General features: G+C 37.2%; 17 protein-coding genes and 1 riboswitch. Of the genes, 1 reads left to right on the top strand and 16 read right to left on the bottom strand.

Features of this window, described 5'->3' with window-relative positions:
- Nucleotides 1-101: 101 nt before the first annotated feature.
- From H4J59_RS16105 to H4J59_RS16030, 16 genes are all read right to left on the bottom strand, one after another.
- Nucleotides 102-503, bottom strand: a complete 402-nt coding sequence (locus H4J59_RS16105; protein WP_182241039.1) for a hypothetical protein — start codon at nucleotides 501-503, stop codon at nucleotides 102-104.
- 83 nt (nucleotides 504-586) lie between these two features.
- The gene (locus H4J59_RS16100; RefSeq protein WP_182241038.1) at nucleotides 587-1,234 is read right to left on the bottom strand and encodes a hypothetical protein; all 648 of its coding nucleotides are present in this window, start codon (nucleotides 1,232-1,234) and stop codon (nucleotides 587-589) included.
- Nucleotides 1,235-1,591: 357 nt separating this feature from the next.
- Nucleotides 1,592-2,260 carry a uracil-DNA glycosylase family protein gene (locus tag H4J59_RS16095; protein WP_182241037.1) on the bottom strand — a complete coding sequence of 223 codons (669 nt, stop codon included), beginning with the start codon at nucleotides 2,258-2,260 and terminating at the stop codon, nucleotides 1,592-1,594.
- 251 nt (nucleotides 2,261-2,511) lie between these two features.
- Nucleotides 2,512-3,858 carry a Fic family protein gene (locus H4J59_RS16090; RefSeq protein WP_182241036.1) on the bottom strand — a complete coding sequence of 449 codons (1,347 nt, stop codon included), beginning with the start codon at nucleotides 3,856-3,858 and terminating at the stop codon, nucleotides 2,512-2,514.
- A gap of 694 nt (nucleotides 3,859-4,552) precedes the next feature.
- On the bottom strand, nucleotides 4,553-5,758 hold the full coding sequence (locus H4J59_RS16085) for a DUF3644 domain-containing protein (RefSeq protein WP_182241035.1): 1,206 nt from the start codon (nucleotides 5,756-5,758) through the stop codon (nucleotides 4,553-4,555).
- A 123-nt stretch (nucleotides 5,759-5,881) separates the two neighbouring features.
- Nucleotides 5,882-6,148 (bottom strand): hypothetical protein, encoded by a 267-nt coding sequence (locus H4J59_RS16080; RefSeq protein WP_182241034.1) that lies wholly within the window; start codon nucleotides 6,146-6,148, stop codon nucleotides 5,882-5,884.
- Nucleotides 6,149-6,394: 246 nt separating this feature from the next.
- Complete coding sequence (locus tag H4J59_RS16075; RefSeq protein ID WP_182241033.1) at nucleotides 6,395-7,063, bottom strand: uracil-DNA glycosylase family protein; 669 nt, start codon at nucleotides 7,061-7,063, stop codon at nucleotides 6,395-6,397.
- 270 nt (nucleotides 7,064-7,333) lie between these two features.
- Complete coding sequence (locus tag H4J59_RS16070; RefSeq protein ID WP_182241032.1) at nucleotides 7,334-7,780, bottom strand: TIR domain-containing protein; 447 nt, start codon at nucleotides 7,778-7,780, stop codon at nucleotides 7,334-7,336.
- 3 nt (nucleotides 7,781-7,783) lie between these two features.
- Nucleotides 7,784-9,223, bottom strand: a complete 1,440-nt coding sequence (locus H4J59_RS16065) for an SIR2 family protein (protein ID WP_182241031.1) — start codon at nucleotides 9,221-9,223, stop codon at nucleotides 7,784-7,786.
- Between the two features lie 657 nt (nucleotides 9,224-9,880).
- Entirely contained in the window at nucleotides 9,881-11,440 is a 1,560-nt protein-coding gene (locus H4J59_RS16060) for a methyl-accepting chemotaxis protein (RefSeq protein ID WP_182241030.1), read from the bottom strand.
- A 306-nt stretch (nucleotides 11,441-11,746) separates the two neighbouring features.
- Nucleotides 11,747-11,843: riboswitch (cyclic di-GMP riboswitch) on the bottom strand.
- 415 nt (nucleotides 11,844-12,258) lie between these two features.
- Nucleotides 12,259-13,044 (bottom strand): 2OG-Fe(II) oxygenase, encoded by a 786-nt coding sequence (locus H4J59_RS16055; RefSeq protein WP_182241029.1) that lies wholly within the window; start codon nucleotides 13,042-13,044, stop codon nucleotides 12,259-12,261.
- 35 nt (nucleotides 13,045-13,079) lie between these two features.
- On the bottom strand, nucleotides 13,080-14,411 hold the full coding sequence (locus H4J59_RS16050; RefSeq protein ID WP_182241028.1) for an aldehyde dehydrogenase: 1,332 nt from the start codon (nucleotides 14,409-14,411) through the stop codon (nucleotides 13,080-13,082).
- Between the two features lie 172 nt (nucleotides 14,412-14,583).
- Nucleotides 14,584-15,627 carry an NADP-dependent oxidoreductase gene (locus H4J59_RS16045; RefSeq protein WP_182241027.1) on the bottom strand — a complete coding sequence of 348 codons (1,044 nt, stop codon included), beginning with the start codon at nucleotides 15,625-15,627 and terminating at the stop codon, nucleotides 14,584-14,586.
- A 124-nt stretch (nucleotides 15,628-15,751) separates the two neighbouring features.
- Nucleotides 15,752-16,921, bottom strand: a complete 1,170-nt coding sequence (locus tag H4J59_RS16040) for an iron-containing alcohol dehydrogenase (RefSeq protein ID WP_182241026.1) — start codon at nucleotides 16,919-16,921, stop codon at nucleotides 15,752-15,754.
- A 116-nt stretch (nucleotides 16,922-17,037) separates the two neighbouring features.
- On the bottom strand, nucleotides 17,038-18,162 hold the full coding sequence (locus H4J59_RS16035; RefSeq protein WP_182241025.1) for an alkene reductase: 1,125 nt from the start codon (nucleotides 18,160-18,162) through the stop codon (nucleotides 17,038-17,040).
- A gap of 295 nt (nucleotides 18,163-18,457) precedes the next feature.
- Nucleotides 18,458-19,291 carry a CmcJ/NvfI family oxidoreductase gene (locus H4J59_RS16030; RefSeq protein WP_182241024.1) on the bottom strand — a complete coding sequence of 278 codons (834 nt, stop codon included), beginning with the start codon at nucleotides 19,289-19,291 and terminating at the stop codon, nucleotides 18,458-18,460.
- 107 nt (nucleotides 19,292-19,398) lie between these two features.
- On the opposite strand from H4J59_RS16030, the gene H4J59_RS16025 reads away from it, so the two are divergent.
- Nucleotides 19,399-20,298 (top strand): LysR family transcriptional regulator, encoded by a 900-nt coding sequence (locus H4J59_RS16025; protein WP_182231756.1) that lies wholly within the window; start codon nucleotides 19,399-19,401, stop codon nucleotides 20,296-20,298.
- Nucleotides 20,299-20,381: the final 83 nt, after the last annotated feature.

The raw sequence follows: 20,381 nt of genomic DNA, 5'->3' as shown, positions 1-20,381 counted from the left end.
AAAATAGGGGTGCCAAATGCATTGCCTATATCAAATAAATCGTCTACAGCGGGATATAGGAACAAAAGAATTTTGTCCTGTTTTAACAGCTTATAGGAAAATTACACTACGAAATATGGTTCGTATTCAATAGCATTGCAACATTCCAGCCCAGTGAAATTCGAATGTAAATTAAGCCATTGCTCATTGTGCCGCATATAAGAGAGGTTAAACTTATCCTCCCCCGCATATACTAACCTCGCAAATTTTGTTTCAAAAATTGGTGAAATAGCATCTTCCCCATAGCTTTTATATTTAGCATAAAAATACAGTGAGCTTCCCCGCCATTTAATAAATATATCTACAAGTTTATTGAAACTTGGGTTATTTAGCTCTGGTTTTATGTGTTTAGGCTTTAAAGTTTTATCGATTAAATCACATGCAATTTTACTAACTTCATTTTTCATAGCATTTGTAATTTTTTCTTTAACTGTTTTAGATGTAGATATTTGCCAATTTTTCATTTTATTTTGCCAAGTTTAATTATTTACCAACGCCCACTTAATCGGACAAAAATAGTTGGTTAAAATGTGTAGAAAAGCGGAACCTAACCAACTGCTTTATTCCGTTTGAAGTTCTTGTTATGTTTTTCTAATTCCATAAATTGGTGTTGAGGAAAGTATTTTTTACATGAAACCCTAAGTTTATCAAACTTACCTTCTAAGCCTTTTTCACTCTCTTGAACGTTGTGTATTAAAACCTTAACCGAATCATAAGCTCCTTTGAATACATGGTAAGGTAATAATTCTTCATATTCATCCGTATTACTCTTGCGATCAAGTAATCCTTGTTTGTTCATATTTGGCTGTAATTCGTTAATGTAATGTTCGTGTCTAACTTTAAGAGATTCAATAGTTTGTATAAAACCATCTTGTTCTACTGATATTTCCATTAGGAGCATTGGATCATTAATTAAAATTAAGGCTATTTCATTTATATCAACAAAAACTTTCTCATTGAAGTTCTTTTCGGCTGGCATTTTGAAAGCTTGTTCATCAATATTATTATAACGATTCAACAAACGTTTTATGTTTCCAATTACATTTAGTTGGAGAGCAATATTGAGTAATGCTTTATTCAGGATTGCTACTTTTTCATCAACTAATATTTCATTTTCACGAGATAGCTTTTTATCTTCTAGTTTTGCATTAAATCTGAATGCCGCAAAAGCACCGCATAAGAGTGATATGATCAAAACTTGAAGGAATTAATTTTTGCTCTATAGCTAGACATGAAAAATACCAAAGGACTAATGCACCTATTCCTATGATTACACCTGTAACAACAGGGTCATAACAATAATTACTCATTGATTATCCGCAATCTCCATACTGAACGAAAAACATAACGAGCTTGTAGAATAACTCGTTTATTATGAATTCCCCCTAAAAATCGGGGTACCAAATGCATTACCTATATCGAGTAAATCATCTACAGCGCGATACATGATCACAAAAATTTAGTGATTTTGGCTGAATTAGTTATTCTACAGCCTCAACGCCCACCTCAACGAAAAAATATGACAGTTTTAGCTGTCATATTACAGGTGTTTTTAGGCATTACTTGCTATGACTCGCTTTATCATATTTGATGGATCTGTATCAGGTGCGGTCCAATCAGCAATACTAGGATGAGTTGCTACTATAACTTTTACACCATCATTATTAATAAAAGCCTGACTTTTCCATCTTCTATTATTTGTCTCAACAAATTCATCAATTAGTTTATTAGCCCCAAGTTTCTTTTTGAGGTGCTGACCAGCAGTTTTACCAAAACAGAGAATTGCCTTTGGGCCTAATTTTTCTATTACAGCAGAATGAAATGGCCAGCATTGCTCTATTAAATCACTAACTTCATTACTGATATTACTTTCACGCGCTGAGCGAACAAAAATAACATTACTAGAAGGAACCTCACCCGGATTAAGATTCAAATTATCAAGCAAGTGGAGGACTCTTGGTTGCATTTTCCAAGTCCCAGGCTTCGCTCCTTGCCATGATTGATCCCTATAAGCAGACCAATTATTGGTTTCATTTTCCATAATATGCTGAATGCTGCTATCTACAGTTTCATCGGACTGTTCTTCAGGCGAACCACCTGGGTTTAGGCCTAATATATAAAGATCTTTATTTCCTGTAAAAGCATCTACACCTGAATAGAAAACAGAACCAGACCTTTTCTTAAGGTTCGAAGGGATTTTTTCTACGAATCTTTCAATCATCTATATCACTCCATGTCTAACGAGCTTGTAGAATAACTCGTTTATTATGAATTCCCCAAAAAAATCGGGGTAAAAAATGCATTACCTATATCGAATAAATCGTCTACAGCGTAATACAGGAACACAAAAATTTAGTGATTTTGGCTGAATTAATTATTCTACAGCCTCAACGCCTTGCTAAGAGGAAAATAATGGTTGGCTATAATCGCGAAGCAATGGCCAACCATTATTTTTCCTGCTTGAGCAACTTGTTATGCATTCCTACTATTTAATTTAGAAAGTAAATTCGAAGGAGCTATATAAATTAGGGTTTTACCATCTTTCGTTGTAAGGAATAATTTTAGTTCAGCTAATTTTGCCAAATATGCTCTAGCTGTATTTGCAGAAATAGTATAAGAATTAGCAATTTCTTTAGCACTAAATATCCTTCCTGGCTCTTTAACTGCTTTCTTTATTAAATCTTTTTGAATGAAATTTAGCTTATTACCCCAAGTAGTTTTCTCTAATATTTCAGCAATTTTCTTAAATTCATTTGTCTTATTATCTAAGTATGTTTTCAATTCATCGAATGCATGAAGAATAATATCTAATTGAAAATAAATAAAATAAGTTAAATCATTAGAGTCTTTCTCTGTGTACATATAAGACATTCCATACTCTTTTGGTTTTTCTTTTAATAACTTACTAATAGAAACATATTTGAATAGAGTATATTCACTCTTAAGCATGAACCAATAAAATAATGCTCTTGCTACTCTACCATTTCCATCTCTAAATGGGTGTTCATAGCCCATCATGAAATGGAGTATAATTGCTTTAATAATTGGATGTACAAAGTCACAGCCATTCAAGCCAGTATGATCTTCATTAGCAAAATCACATAGTTTTTGAAGTCTTTCGTTAATCAAATTAAAATCAGGAGGTTGGTGCGCAATATTTCCATCTCCATCTTCAATATGTATATCATTACCTTCTCTAAATTCGCCAGGGATCACATTGTTCTCTGTTGTCCCACTTGTTGCAATCCGATGAAATTCTAGAATAAGGTCTAAAGTTAATTTTTCTTTTTTATTATGTTCTGCATACCTCAAAAGAAGATAATTATTTAATATCATTCTCTCGTCTTCATCGATGGGCTCTCTTTCATCTTCCAACATTTTTTTAGCTACTTCACGAGTTGTAGAGGCACCTTCAAGTTGAGCACTTGTAATAGCTTCTTCCATAATTAAAGATGAAACTAAAAATTTACTTTGCAAATTATCACTAGCCGCGGCATCAGATACAGCTCCAACATTACCCCCGGCTATTTTCACTAGTTGATACAATGAAGCTTCCATTGAATGAGGAGTACAGTATAAAAAAGGTTTATCATCTTCACTTTTAATAGGAAGTGATTTGTACTGTGACATTCTTTTGAACTTTACAGCCTTCCATATATTTACAGCATCTTTTTGAGGTACTCTCCACTTAAGTTGACTCCAATGGAGATATCTACCTTCATCATCAGTAACATCATATTTATGAATAAAAGGTGTTATTAAAGTAAAATCTTCAGGGAATTTTAATTCTGGAGCTTTTTCCACCCTAGGTTTAGCCATAGCTTTCACTTTTTACCATATGCGTTTTATATAATTTTAGTATGCCATGCTTCTTACATAACGCAAATTTTAAATTTTGAGTTTTAAACAAAAGTAAATAAATGTATAACAATATATTATGGAAACGTCAAAGTGACATGAAACGAATAATTCATTAGAAAATACATTACAAAAAATTTAAAGATAATATCAACTAAGCGCACATTTTTATTCATGAAGATGAACATTGATAAAATTTAGCAACGCAAAGCTTGTTGGAATTAACACTAAGGGTAAAAATGCCACACAGTCAAATTCAGATACTAAAAAAAAGCCCTAAAAAAGACTGTTTTACACGATAAGAGACATTGGAGGACACCTACTCCACATTGTTATCCCAAAAACATTCCTTCCAATATTGCAGCGCCTTGTGATTGATGCCGACGAATGGATTGTAAATACGCAGAAATTTGAAGAACTTTTTTATAATAAGTTTTACTACCGCCGAAATACGGCTTAACCCCCTACCTAACACAACCCTTTCTATTTTGGATTGACGATATTGGATCTTGTTCGCCTACAATTTGGTTTTTTCAGTCACTTGTACGTATATCTCGACGTCTTTCATAAATTTCATAACGATGACGAAAATTGTTTATAAATTCACCTTAAACTTTTCAGGCTTTTGAACGGCGGGTGTCCTGTGTGTGTTTTGCTACAGCCTATCGTACCATTCATCAAACTTATCAATGACACGATTATGATAAAAGGTTTTGTTAATACTATTAGGATTGTCAGGGTCTAATCTCCTAACTTTGCAGTACTTCTCACCTTCTGATTTGAGTGAACGCATATGATCGTGCAATTTAGTATTTTGTTTAAAGTTATTATATCGCTTTTTAAAAATAGCTATTATTTCATGATAATCATTAGGGTAATTTCGAAGAGCTTCTTCTTCTGAAAATACGATTTCAGGTGCCTCAGGATCATTTGTGACTCTGACTTGTAAAGCCTCATCAGCTGTAGTTTTAACTAATTTGGTCATCAGTTTTAATGAAATAGCAAAATTAGGATCGTTACAGTTTTCTTCCTCTTTCTCTATTTTTTTCAAATATGAAAGCAGATTACTTTTAACCTTATTATCAATACTAAAACTAGTTACATCTGATAAATGGAAGAATGACACCGGCATTAAATAAAAGTTAAATTGGGTAAAATCATAGCTAAACCAGTTCATTGCCAAGGACATAAAATTCTGTAGGGATGCAGTTCCTATTTCTTGAATTTGTATACTTAACTCAACATCGTCGTGAATAAAATGAACCGAGTCATCTCTAATATTTAAAAGTAATTTAATATTAAGCTCTACGGACTTGGGAATTTTTTTGGTTTCAATCAAGCGATTCATGGCAGGAACAGTACCAATTGTTTTCGCATTCCCACTTGGAGTTATGATTATTTTACCTTTATTTAAAGCATAAATAGATTCTCTGTTATCGTCATTATCCTTTACCAACTTAGCTTTAAGTAACAGCTCCCATGCATTTACCATTAAAATAGAAAATGTTTCTTCTCGATATTCAAAATTTGGTTTGTTATAGATTTCAATTGCTGAGATACAGGCTGAAATTGCTTTATCAACGAGTGTTTGATAAAAATATTTTTCAATCTCAACATTCTGGCTTTGATGCTGCCTAAATGTGATTTTACTGAATTTTGAGATTAGCTCTGTAACGGAATAATCATTTTTATTTTTGACTAAAAGTTTTGACCACTTTTTTCTCAAGTAAGTTCTGACTGTAGATAAACTCCATCCAGTACTTTCCGCTAGTTCAATAAGCTGAAAGTTAGACTTTGATAAATACTTTTCAGAAAAAAATATGAAAGCCTTATCGACTTGACTCCATTTATCGGCTACCACCGTGCTCTCCTTTGCAACGCCCCACTAAGAGGCAATTAATAGTTGGCTAAAATAAGCGACGGAGGAGCAAACAGCCAACTGTTATTTGTCCTTTTGAGTTCCTTGTTAGCAGTATTTTACACGTCAAAACTCAAAACCATCCTCAACAGTTATTTGATCTTGCAATATACGTTCAAGTTCTTGTTTTTGAGATGATGACAGAATTTCAGAGTAATCAATCATACTTTTTATAAATTGGAAGTCCCAGCTATTTGGTTTGATTTCTTTAGCAGAAATAAGCTCTTTTTTGAGAAGTGAGCGAATTTCACTTGTTATTCTTCCTTCTTCAATCTGACGTTTTAAGCGTTTTTTAGCTAATTTATTTTGTGAGTCTTTATGAATGGGTGCCATATAAATCCTTTTAAAGTTTACAAGTAATTGATGATACTGCTAACGAGCTTGTAGAATAACTCGTTTATTATGAATTCCCCCTAAAAATCGGGGTACAAATGCATTACCTATACTGAGTAAATCGTCTACAGCGCGATACAGGAAAACAAAAATTTAGTGATTTTGGCTGAATTAGTTATTCTACAGCCTCAACGCCCACCTCAACGAAAAAACATGACAGTTTTAGCTGTCATATTGCAGGTATTTTTAGGCATTACTTGCTATGACTCGCCTTATCATATTTGATGGATCTGTATCAGGAGCGGTCCAATCAGCAATACTAGGATGAGTTGCTACTATAACTTTTACACCATCATTATTAATAAAAGCCTGACTTTTCCATCTTCTATTATTTGTCTCAACAAATTCATCAATTAGTTTATTAGCCCCAAGTTTCTTTTTGAGGTGCTGACCAGCAGTTTTACCAAAACAGAGAATTGCCTTTGGGCCTAATTTTTCTATTACAGCAGAATGAAATGGCCAGCATTGCTCTATTAAATCACTAACTTCATTACTGATATTACTTTCACGCGCTGAGCGAACAAAAATAACATTACTAGAAGGAACCTCACCCGGATTAAGATTCAAATTATCAAGCAAGTGGAGGACTCTTGGTTGCATTTTCCAAGTCCCAGGCTTCGCTCCTTGCCATGATTGATCCCTATAAGCAGACCAATTATTGGTTTCATTTTCCATAATATGCTGAATGCTGCTATCTACAGTTTCATCGGACTGTTCTTCAGGCGAACCACCTGGGTTTAGGCCTAATATATAAAGATCTTTATTTCCTGTAAAAGCATCTACACCTGAATAGAAAACAGAACCAGACCTTTTCTTAAGGTTCGAAGGAATTTTTTCTACTAATCTTTCAATCATCTATATTACTCCCTGTTTAACGAGCTTATAAAATAACTCGTTTATTATGAATCCCCCCCTAAAAATCAGGGTACCAAATGCATTACCTATATCGAATAAATCGTCTACAGCACGATACAGGAACACATAAATATAGTGATTTTGGCTGAATTAGTTATTCTACAGCCTCAACGCCTACTTAAGCGGAAAAATATAGTTGGCTAAAATATTGAACGGAGTGAAAACAGCCCACTTTATTTTTTCCGTTTGAAGTTCTTATAAGCCAATAATTTATCGGCCTGCAGCTTTTGCCGCGGCTTCGATCCAATCGCCCATATTTTTATATCCATCATCTTTGTTCCACCTATAACTCTTATATGAATTAGGTAGCATCCAATCTCCTTTCGTTGATGTGTTTCCGTCTTTGTTCTTAATTTTACTTATATCAATTTCTAATAAACCTTTCCCAAGCTCAATACTTTTTTCTATTTCATATTTGACCCATTTACTTTTACAAGTCTTTGAACCTACTAAAACTACTGTGACGGAGCAGCCACTCAATTGTCCATCAATCCATTTTTTTATATTTGCATCTGTTTGTTTTTTTACCTTTTCCCATTCAGCAGAATCAAAAAAACCAGAGCTTTTTCTGTCTTGAGTAACCCAACTATTCCTAACAACATTTGCTCGCCAGTTATCTTCTGAAAACTGGAAACTAAAAAATACTTTTCTAGCCATGCTTTATACTCCTTTACTTTTTATATTAATAATCTGGATGATCAAATCAATTAGTTCTTCAGTCTTAATCTGGCGATCGCCAAGTTTTTCGAAAAGCAGCTTCATCTCTTTTGAAATGTTCGTGTCTTTCTGCATTTTGGAGTTTTGTTCATTCCATAGCTGCTCAGCCATATAGCCTGTAGCACCAATAGGGATTAAAAATAACCCTTTATTTTTTGCAATTTCATACTCTTCACGCATTCCATTAGATAAAATAACATCATCACCACTTAGCTTGTTACCAAACATGAATAAAGCAATACCCGCATGATCTATCATGTCTTCTCTATATTTCGTCCATAAAGCAGATAAAGATAACTCTCCTTCCGTCGATTGTGGGAAAGGTCGCAAAACAAGTTGATCTTCAACCTTGGCTTTTGGGGTGGTGAACGTCTGCTCTAATACACCTGAGATTACAGAACTCCCAATACCTAAGCCAAAACCAGAAACAACGCGCATACATTGGGACACTAGAGACCTACTTAAGCTATACACAAAACCCAGGGCTTCTCTTTCATCCATTTCCCCATATTCATGTGCTGCGCCGGAAATGAAAATAGTTTTAGATTTATAGTTCTGCTCTAGACGAAGTAACAAATCTGTAATTTCAGAAAAAGCATTGACTAGTATTGTTTTGACATTGAACCTTTCTAAATCTTTGATGAAGTAATTTTGCTTTATTTTTTTGTACTCAAAATCAGCTAAAATTTCATTTTCTTCTTGCTCAGTAGCTTTGATAAAACAATAGTGCCGCCTTTGGCTACCTTCATACGCAACTCTAACTCTGCTAAGGATGTAGTCCAAATTTGGATCGGTAAAACTAAAGCCAATAAATATAAAAGTTTTAGAAATCAAATCGCTTTTCAAATTAGCCAAGTATTGGTCCATTTTTACGTGATAACGTTCATAGTCATCCTTGGTCAAAACCGCTTGGTTTGCATGTTCGACATCACCGTGCATTTTATACACAACAGCATCACGTCTTGGCTTAGTTGTTGATAGATGATCTTTTGTATATTTAACATCTGCTATTTTTCCAGATCTATCTAGAGCAGACTCAATCATCTTGTCATAATTTGTAGTCCAATAAGTTCGAATTGGAAGCCGACAAAGGATTTTATGATTTTCTGTTTCTAATGCTTCTCGTGAGAACTCCTCTATAAGCCTTTGATTTAGCTGGCTACGGTTGTTTCCATTATCATTGCAGTGGAATTGTGCAAGCGCAACCAAATCGCTTTCTTTGTCAACATCTAAACCAAGTTCATCCGCTATTGGTCTAAGCAATTCAGCCCAATTAACAAAACCAGCTCCTGCCGACATTCCTGCTCCAGCAAATACCGCCACGTTCTCTTCAGGAAGTTCTTTACCTACATCTCGCAAAAACGCTTTCTTCTTTAGATCCATTAATATTCTCTCAATTTGATGCAAAAGTACGATGGCTTCAACAGCTTATTATGTACCCATCTGAGTAACACGCGCACCACAAATAACATTAAATTAACATTAATATCCTATACTTTCAAAGCATTAGAATCTGGTAATGCTAAATCCCATGTATATTAAGGCATGTTACTAAGACCTCTCAGTAATACAACCTGAACAAAAAAAAACAAAAAACATATTTAATTCAGGTAGTTAAGTTAATTTATTTAGTGTTGATTATAATAAATACTGTCTTACTAAGACGCCTTAGTAACACACCTAAAAAATCATACTGACTTCCATATAAAATGGCATCACAGCGTTTACGCTAGTAGTTAATTCATTAGAAAATATAGGGCAAGATTTTTAGCTGGAATGCTAGGAAGGCAGATTCGAGACATTAGCTTTTAAAAAGACTTAACACTTCGGAATAGTTATATCCAAACTCCTATCATGAATACCTGAAGAAATACTTTTTGATAGAAGTGAGTTTCTTACAAAGCTGTGCTATTGCAAAAGCCCATTTTTGAGGGAGAGACACCAACTAGGTCTGAAATAACAAAGGGGCTACATCACCGCTCTTACGCATCCATTCATACGTGCGTAAGAGCGTGCTTCATGTACGTCATGAGGGTAATATTATATTTTGAAAGACCCAACATGGTGATCTAAAGCGAGCGCAAGCTCCTCTAATTGTTTGCTGGTTTTTTCTAACGCATAGCTCGCATTTAAGCCTTCTTTAACAGAGCTGTCAACGGTATCCATATTGACATTAATTTCATTGGCAACACTTGACTGCTGGCCAGTGGCGGTTGCAACTTGCGTATTCACATCCAGTATCATTGATACTTGTTCTGATATATCGTCAAGCATTTCCTGAGCATTTTGCGTTGTTTTAGCGCTGTCGACTGCGAGAGACTTACTACTATCCATCGCAATTACTGCATTTTTTGCTTCATTTTGTAACTGGTCGATCATTGTTTGGATTTCATCGGTAGACGATGCTGTTTTACTCGCAAGACTTCTTACTTCATCGGCCACCACACTAAACCCTCGACCAGCATCCCCTGCTCGAGCGGCCTCAATCGCAGCATTGAGTGCAAGAAGATTAGTTTGCTCTGAAATGCTTCTAATAACGTCCAGTATAGAACCTATAGACTGCGTTTTTTTCGCTAGCGAGGTGATCACCAATGACATATCTGTCATCTCATCGCCAAGATTATTAATCGTCATAATAGATTTTTGTAGCGTTTGTCGCCCACTCTGGATCCCGTTATTCGCTTTTTGTGCTGAATCTACCGCACTAGTGGCATTGTGAGATATGTCATTAATAGTCGCTATCATTTGAGACATAGAGGTTACGACGACTAAAGATTGACCACTTTGCTCTTCACCTCTTGATAGCGCTTGCAAAGATTGACTGCGAATTTCTGTCGCTGAGCGAGCTAAATCTATACCTGTTTGGACTGTTTTAGAAATTATCTTATTGATGTTATTTACAAATATATTAAAATCAGAAGCGATCTTGGCTATCTCATCTGAGCCTTGTACGGGTAATCTAACGGTAAGATCACCATCTCCTTTAGAGATGTCTTGTAATGCTTTTTGCAAGCCCGAAAGTGGCTTAACAAATCTAGCCAATAACAAAACAAGTACGCATACACATATTACAAAGATGACTAGGATTGAGATCAACAGAGTCAACATAATATCCTCAACCGCTTCACTTACTTCTGTGATAGGAATACCTATATCAAAAGCACCAAAGAGCTCACCATCAACATGAACAGGAACCATAATATCGTAGACCCAAACTTGCTGTATTTCTGCATACCATTTCGAAAATTGTGACTTTCCTTTGCTTGCCCCCTCGAGGGTATAACTGTCTTTATAAATCTTACCTAATTTTTGTTTATCGCTATGTGCAATGGCTTTAATGTTTTTATCAATAACCACTGCGTAGGAAATATCTGGCCGTTCTTTGAGAGAGGTCATTAATGCTTGTAAATCATGCAAGGGTTTCGAAGATGTGCGCAACACATACGCAACATTGTTTGCGATTAAAGCAGCCTGCGCTTGGGATTTTTTTAAGATAATATTATCTATCTCTTGATTTGAGATAAAATAGGTCGCGGTTATACTCGTTACTGCGGCTATAGCAAACATGATACAAACTGTAATTAATATCATTTTTTTCATTGTGAATATCCTTGGGAAATCGATAACAATCAAGGTTTAAAATCAAACTGATCCTAAAACATTTAACCATGGTGTGAAGAAAATTTTAACAGAGGGACTGACTTAAGCTGAACTATATAGCGCGGGTTAATTTGTCACTAACCACAGCATGATTTGGCGTTGACACTAGTAAGATAAAAAACACAAGGGCATGATATTTTATACAATGAAATGGCATATATTGTTGGTTCCAGAATAATTTGAATAATGTGGATAATTTGAATTGTCTTGTTCAAGAAACTAGTATTGGCAGGTAGATTTGCCGGTTCAGGTAACTCCGCTGCCATAACGTTAAACGCTTTAGACCGGTAGTTTTTGCGTTTTAAAGTTTTAAAGTTTTAGGTGAAAGTTGCCCTTATTAAAACCATACAGTAAATTAATTCTATTGTTCCTTGCTGGGCAAGTCAATACTATTGGCTTAATACTTGCTGTATGGATATATATAATTGTTTTTGACCGTAAGTTCACTGGCTCTGAACGACTCTTATTTTGATAGGATAGTGCGGGCTGTAATGGTTTAATGAAACTGGAATAATTTATAGCTTAAAATCTTTCCAGTGTTAGTTGACCATTACAAACCTCATGTTAAATTTTAGCCTTCAGTTGACCTAAAGAGCGGCCGATAGCTAGCTTGCGCTTAACGCGTATAATGGTCAGCTACCCATTTTAGCTAATATTTGTTCGGCTGTCATAAGTGCAGCCTTGGGTTTGAGGCCTCTACGTTCTTCTCTAAGCTGCTACCCCACTTGCTAGTAGGTGGCCAAATTAACTATGCCACTTCACAACTCAAATAAAACATCACTACGGATTATATATTTAACTCCCTCACTAATCGGCACTGAACTGTGTATGTAACTTAAAGGATGCATGCCATGCGGAAAGCACAATATACTGCCGGCAGGGGTTCGAATATCAACATGACTAACCTTACCCCCCGCTGTTGTCGGTTTAGTAGGATCATCCGCATTGACCATAAAACGTGTTTCACCACCTTCGAAGCCTTCACTTAATAGTATTAAAAAGCTCATTTGGCTATAACGGTCAGGATAAGCATTAGCGACTAGTTCATTATTAATAATACGACTACCCGGCCAAGAACCATCAGAATGCGGTTTAAAATAATCCTCAGGGTTATAACGATAAAATCGAAAACGCGCATTGATACCCAAGGCTTTACTGCCAGAAAAAATAGCTTGTCGGTCATCCATTAAATGCGAGATGCGTTGCCAAATAATCCCATCGGTTTGTTCATCAACAATCCAAGTCAAGCTGTCGTTATGTCGAACACTGCGCGGTAAAGAAACCGCAGCATCGGGCAGATAACCTAACGCTTCACTAATCGCGATCAATCGTTCACATTCATCTTTTGCCAAGACATTTAACAACTGAAATGCACCCGGCACTTTATCCAACTCGTGTCGTTTAATATGGCTGACGTCATAATGTTCATCTAAGTGTGCCGCATTGATATGGCGGTTACCCCATGCAGGTAAAGCGGGATGCTCAGCACCAGGCTCTAAAGCAGCGACAAAAAAATCGGCGACTGTATCTGTTTTTGTATTCATTGTTGACTCCATTAAATACTGACTTATTTACTAACTTATTTACTAATAACGCGTACTTGCGCAAACTGACGATGTCCAGCAGTAGTACCATGAAAACCAAAACCACTTTGTTTTGCACCGACCCAAGGCCCAATGCCGCCAGCACCTTGGTTGATGCCTACCATGCCAGCTTCCATTTGTTGCGCAACTTTATCTGCTCCAGCGCCACCAAAAACTACAGCACCTAAGCCGTAAGCACTGGCATTAGCACGTTCAACCGCTTCAGATAATTGCTTAAAACGACTTATGGCAACAACGGGACCAAAGGTTTCATCTTTTTCTAGCTGCATATCGGGTGTGATATTTGTCACGACTGTAGGCTGTATAAAAGGTAGTTCATAATGATGCGTTCCTAATAAGAATGTTGCCCCTTTAACATGAGCATCTTTTAGTTGAGAGAGTACATTTTCATGCTGCTTAGGGTTAACCATAGGTCCAATATTGGCATTGCTTTGATCCCAAGCACCCGCACGATATCGACGAGCTAAAGCGACGACTTTTTGCTCAAACTCATCAGCTATACGTTCATCAACATAAATGCGCTCAGTAGAGGTACACATTTGCCCCGTATTTTCAAAAGAGCTTGCCACCGCAAACTGAACTGCCTCGTCAATATCAGCACTTGCCATTACAATAAGAGGGTCATTACCTCCTAACTCCATGACTAAACGTTTTAGTTCTGATGCCGCACTGGCCATAATATGTTTGCCTGCAACTAATGAGCCGGTAAATGCGACCATATTGATCTCGCTATTAACTAGCGCCTTACCGGTTTCTGCATCACCCTGTGCGATTTGTAACACACCTTCAGGTAACACTTTATTTAACGTTTTAACAAAAAGCTCGGCAACCAGAGGTGTTTCTTCAGACGGCTTTAATACCACACTATTACCAGCAACGAGTGCAGGCAACAACAAGTTATTCGCCATAGCCAAAGGGTAATTCCAAGGAGAGATCACAGCAACAACGCCTAATGATCGATATTGTATCTCAGCATTAGGTCCCATTGATTCAGTCTTTAGCGCTTGCGCTATTTCCTGGGTGAAATAAGCGGCATTTTGAACGGTTCCAGCCACTTCATAACTTGCTCTACGGTAATCTTTACCCATTTCTTTACTGATCAATAATGCTAGCTGATCTTCTATTGCAGTAAGGCACTCATAAGCCTGAACGACTATTTGTTGACGTTCATTAAGCGACAATGCTGCCCAAGATTTTTGCGCCCGCTTCGCACGTAGAACGATAGCCGTAATATCTGCAGGCTCGCAAATAGGTACATCACCCAATGGCGCTCGATTAATGGGGTTGTAGGAGGTAAGTGTTGGCATGAAAGGTTTCCTAAAATTACATTAGCTGTAATCTGTTAATTTTATGTTCTAAATTTTATGTTCTAAATCTGATGTATTAGATTTAGCCATCAAGTTTATCAATTGATAACAAAATAGAAGCACGATGATGTGCTGCGGTTATATCATCGTGCCTCATTATTTTTACGCGGTTTTATACGAGTTCATCTGGCCCAACACGTACAACTAACTTGCCGAAATTTTCACCTTGTAATAAACCAATAAAAGCATTTACTGCGTTCTCAAGGCCTTCAACTCTATGCTCTTTGTACTTTATTTCACCCGCATTTAACCATTTAGACATTTGCTGACTAAATTCAGGATAACAATGACTATAATCATCAAACACAATGAAACCCTGCATTTTAATGCGCTTAGTCAATAGTGTGCCCACTAATAAAGACAATCTGTCCGGTCCACTGGGTAATTCGGTTGCGTTATACTGAGAAATTAGTCCACATACAGGCACGCGCGCACAGCTATTTAATAATGGCATTACAGCGTCAAACACTTTACCGCCAACATTTTCAAAATATACATCAATGCCTGATGGACAAACCGCCGCTAATTGCTCAGCTAAATTTTCACTTTTATGATCTAAACAATAATCAAAACCTAAGGTTTCAACCGCATAGTTACATTTGGTATCGCCACCAGCAATGCCTATCACTTTACAGCCTTTTAATTTGGCAATTTGGCCAACTAGGCTACCTACAGCACCGGTTGCCGCCGCAACAACGACCGTTTCGCCCGCCTTTGGCTGACCAATATCAAGTAAACCCATGTAAGCCGTTAAGCCTGGCATACCTAATACACCTAACGCATGCGAGTGGTTAGCCATGTTGTTATCAAGCTTAAGTAATTCGCTACCATTGATAACGCTATAATCTTGCCAGCCACCAAAAGCGACAACCCAATCACCTTTGTTATAATCGCTATGGCTTGACTCTTCTACTCGACAAACACTACCACCGACCATGACTTCATTTAAAGCAACAGGGTCTGCATAAGATTTAGCATCATTCATTCGCCCGCGCATATAAGGGTCGAGTGAAAGAAAAACAGTACGAAGTAATACTTCGCCGGCTTTAGGTGTTGGTTTTTCGCTATTTACCAGGTTAAAGTTTTCAGCTTTTGGCGCGCCAAAAGGTCTAGATGCCAAAACCATTTGGCGATTTATATCAGTTTTTTGAGTCATGTTCATTCCTATGAAGAAAGCGCTAATGTAAAGAGATTGTGTTGAGAGGTATTAAAAATCCTGCGTGTGAACTTTGTAAAGTAATGCACACGCCACTTATACCTGTCTTAATTATGATGAAGCATTACAATGCTTGAGTTAAAATTTTACGGCTTATTGCTAAGGTAATATCGTCATTTTCGCCCAATGCCGTCATACCATGTTGCTCTAATCGTTCAATCAGTAAGTCGATATCTTTACTACCAAGATCAACGTGGGATAAACGTGTTGGCACTTGCATTGTTTCGAAGAACTCTTCAGTTAAACTAATCGCTTTATCGATACGTGCATTGTCATCACCATCCGTTATCTGCCAAACGCGTGCTGCATATTGTAGTAATTTTTCACGTTTTTGTTCTTTACGTACTTTCATTACCGCAGGCAATACAATAGATAGGGTACGCGCATGGTCGATACCAAAAGCACCGGTAAGTTCATGACCTATCATATGCGTTGACCAATCTTGTGGTACACCTGCTCCTATAAGACCATTTAACGCCATGGTTGCCGACCACATGATATTAGCTCGAACTTCTAGGTCTCCGTTAGTCGCTGGCGCTAACGCTTTTGGTCCTTCTTCAATCAATGTTTGTAATAAACCTTCACTAAAACGGTCTTGTACCTTGCCATTTACGCTGTAAGTTAAGTACTGCTCGATAGTATGAATAAAAGCATCAACAACGCCATTACCTATTTGACGGTCCGATAATGACAAAGTCACACCTGGGTCTAACACAGCAAATAATGGACGAACTAACGGACTAGAGAAAGGTAGTTTATTACCATCACGTGTTACCACAGAGTTACCGTTACTTTCAGAGCCGGTAGCTGGTAGCGTTAATACCGCGCCAATAGGCAATGCTTTTGTGAACGCTTGCTGTTTCGCAAGAATATCCCAAGGGTCATTACCTTCGCTATTACCTTCGTAAAGTGCCGCTGCGGCAATAAATTTAGCGCCATCAACAACTGAACCGCCACCAACAGCGAGTAAATAATCAATGTTCTCTGCTTTAATTATTGTTTGCGCTTGCATCAAAGTGTCATAGGTTGGATTTGGTTCGATACCTGAAAATTCAAACCAAGTATGCTCTGTAAGCGCATCACTGACTTGCTGATATACGCCATTACTTTTAATTGAACCACCACCATAAACCAGCAAAACTCTTGCATCTAGTGGGATCTCATGTGAAATGGCGGCAATTTGCCCTTCACCAAAATGAATACGGGTTGGATTTTGAAAACTGAAATTTAACATTGTTGTATCCTAAAATTTTTCAAGAAAGTAATTTATAAATGCGTTAGTTTAAGCACCAGTTAATGACTCATTAATCAATGCCCCGCTTTTATAAAAACGGCTTATATAAAAACAGCTTATAAAGCGTACACTGGGTAATCGGTATAACCTTTATCAGTGCCGCCATACATGCTTGTTGGGTCAACGTCGTTTAACGACCATTCGTTCTTAATACGCTCTGGTAAGTCAGGGTTAGCGATAAATGGGCGACCAAAACCAAAAATATCACCATTGCCTTCAGTTAAAATTCTTAATGCTTTTTCTGGCGTATATTTACCGGCGTACATCACTAAACCGTCAAAGGTTTTTCTTACCGCCTTGTAGAAGTTTTCAGGTAAATCAGGTGCATTATCCCAATCTGCTTCAGCAAGTGATAAATAAGCGATGCCAATATCATTTAGCGTTTTAATAGCGGCAATATAGGTTGCATGCGGATCGCTTTCTACTAAACCTAAATAAACCCGCACTTCATCAGTACTTTCAAATAATGGCGCGAACCTTACGCCTACTTTGTCAGCGCCCATAACGTCAGCAACGGCTTGCGTTATTTCCTTTAAAAATCGTAAGCGATTCTCTAAGCTACCACCATATTTATCAGTTCTATCGTTGCTATGTTCAGAAATAAATTGATTCACCAGATACCCATTAGCACAATGTAATTCAACACCATCAAAGCCAGCTGCTTTAGCATTTACCGCCGCTTGTTTGTACATTTGTACTAGCTCCTCAACTTCAAGAGTTGATAAGGCCCTAGGCTCACTTGGATCAGCTAATGCGCCTTGCTCTGGAGCCGTTTCGATAAAAACTTTAACCGCATCAGCTTTCAATGCTGATGGGCCAACAGGTGCTGCTTGGTTTGGTTGTAATGAGGTATGAGAAACACGACCAACATGCCACAATTGACAAAAAATAATGCTACCCGCATCGTGTACTGCTTGTGTTACCTGTTGCCATCCTTGAATTTGCTCTGCACTATGAATACCGGGTGTCCACGCATAACCTTGCCCTCTTGGTTCAATTTGAGTGCCTTCAGTGACCATAAAGCCAGCGCCAGCACGTTGCGAATAGTAATTAGCCATCAACTGGTTAGGAATATTGCCCGGTTGAGAGCTTCTAGAACGTGTTAATGGTGGCATAACAATACGATTTTTAAGGGTATAAGGGCCAAGCTCTGTTGTTTTAAATAAAGGTGAAAATGTCATGCGTTACTACTCCAAAATAAAGTTAATATAATCGTCGCGGTGATTAATAAATGAGTTCAGATGCTGTCACTGTTCTTCAACATCACTAGCACCACTACATGGTTGATTTATAAGTTTCTTGTGCTATTTGTTTATAAGTTTCTTGTGCTATTTGTTTATAAGTTTCTTGTGCTATTTGTTAGGTACGTGGCTAGAGTTAGCTACGTGGCTAGAGTTAGCTACGTGGCTAGAGTTAGCTACGTAGCTAGAGTTTGGTATTTCCACATAGCCTATTGTTAATATGATTTCAGTTAATTTATTTGTTGAATAACAAAATAGTTCTCAACTCAATACTGACGCGACTTTGCGCGTTTTTAGCCACCGAAGGCAGTGAAAAAGCACTATGTGGAGTTCTATTAACTGCATTGCTTTCGTCGCTATCAAATACTTTAAAATTAAGTTGTTCTTTCGATGTCATTCGAGAGAAATAAAACCAACGATTGTTTGGGTTATAACTAAAACCTTCAATTTCCCCAACACGATCAGGATAGGCAACCTGAAGTAAATGTGATTGCTCTGAAGTAATACTGCGCGCATCGGCAAATGCAAGTGGGCTGTCTAACACCACATCAACTAACGGTATCCAAGTATTAATAAATTGATAGCGATGATAATCACTCGCTTTTAAGCCCTTTTTTTCAAGTTCAATATCTAAACGATTTTGTGCCGATCTAGCGACATAATCGTTATGTACCGTATGAATAGGAGAGCGTTTTTCAGCGCAATGAAGCTTGTCTTCAACCGAACGAATTGTATGGTCGAATACCACGCCTTTGCTGGCATTAGTTAAGCTTATAAGGTGTTTGATGATTTGCGGATAAAGTTCACGGCTAACCACAGCGTCATCAAAATAATCAGCCACATGATATTTATTGGCAACTAAACCAAAACCATCTTCTTTCAGTGTCGCAGTTTTCGTTAATAAACGAGCATCCGCAATTTCAACCACACGTTTATCCACTTGGTCGGTAAGTGTGTTGGCACTTTTTTTGCCTGTTGATAAATCAAACGTCGCTTGAATATTTGGCTTGATATAATTGATTTCAGCGGCAATGGTCGGCTGATGTTGATTTGCGGCATTCAATAGCATAATAAGGTCCAATTAAGTTCAGTAAATAACGAATTAACTTGATGGGATGTATGCTAACCTTCCTTTAATACAAACAAAAACAATATAAACTTGTTAGAGATACAAAAATGAGTGGTATCAATCGACTAGACATTAAACAACTGCGGGTATTACAGCTATTACTTCAGGAAAGAAATTTGTCAAAAGTGGCTCATATTATGGGCTTAACTCAACAAGCGATTAGTGAGCAACTGAAAAAAATTAGACATAGCTTTGATGATGAAATGTTTATACGCACCAGTAATGGCGTAATTCCAACGCAAGTTGCAGAAAAGATGGAACATCGGGTAAATCAGATATTGGCGGATATCGACAACTTAATTACCGGCGAAAAATTTAACCCGGCTGAGCTTTCAGGAATATTACAAATAAGTTCATCAGACTATGCGCTAGTCACTATTCTTCCCATGTTGTTAACGCAAGTGAATGCGTTAGCGCCAAACCTAAAAGTGATCATCAGGGATTTTGAGTCGGATAATTTAAACCAACTGATGGTGACGGGTGAGCTTGATCTTGTGTTTACTTTTCCTGAGTTTATTCCTGACAACTACCCGAACAAGCGTTTATTTGAAGACCATCATGTATGCGTAACAGGGAATAATTCAATTTATCGCGGGAAAAAATATAGCTTGTTAGCACTAGCGCAGCTGCCACAAATTGTTATCTCACCTTCAAGACCTAATTTAAAAGGCTCACATGACTCTTGGTTTGCTAAACAAGGATTAAAAAGACATATACTTATGTCAGTGCCTAGCTTCTCTGCTGCATCAGCCATTATTGAAGCGACCAACACCATTGCATTTTTACCATCGAGACTATTACCCGATCCTAAGTTAGTTGCGATAGAAATTGAACAAAACCCACCAAAATTTGACGTTATTGTTGCCTGGCATCAACGCTCAAATAATAATCCGTTACACCTGTGGTTATTGGGCTTACTGGATAATATTTTCTGCTCTGCTGAATAAATAAATCAACAGAAATTTGAGATGCTAGACTATTAGCTTGACTCATTAATTATGATTATAGTGTTGGTAAATAAGGCAACAAG

The organism is Colwellia sp. MB02u-10, assembly GCF_014077185.1.
Taxonomy (GTDB): domain Bacteria; phylum Pseudomonadota; class Gammaproteobacteria; order Enterobacterales; family Alteromonadaceae; genus Cognaticolwellia.
The sequence above is the reverse complement of the archived record's forward strand: the minus strand, read 5'-3'. Positions and strand labels throughout refer to the sequence as shown.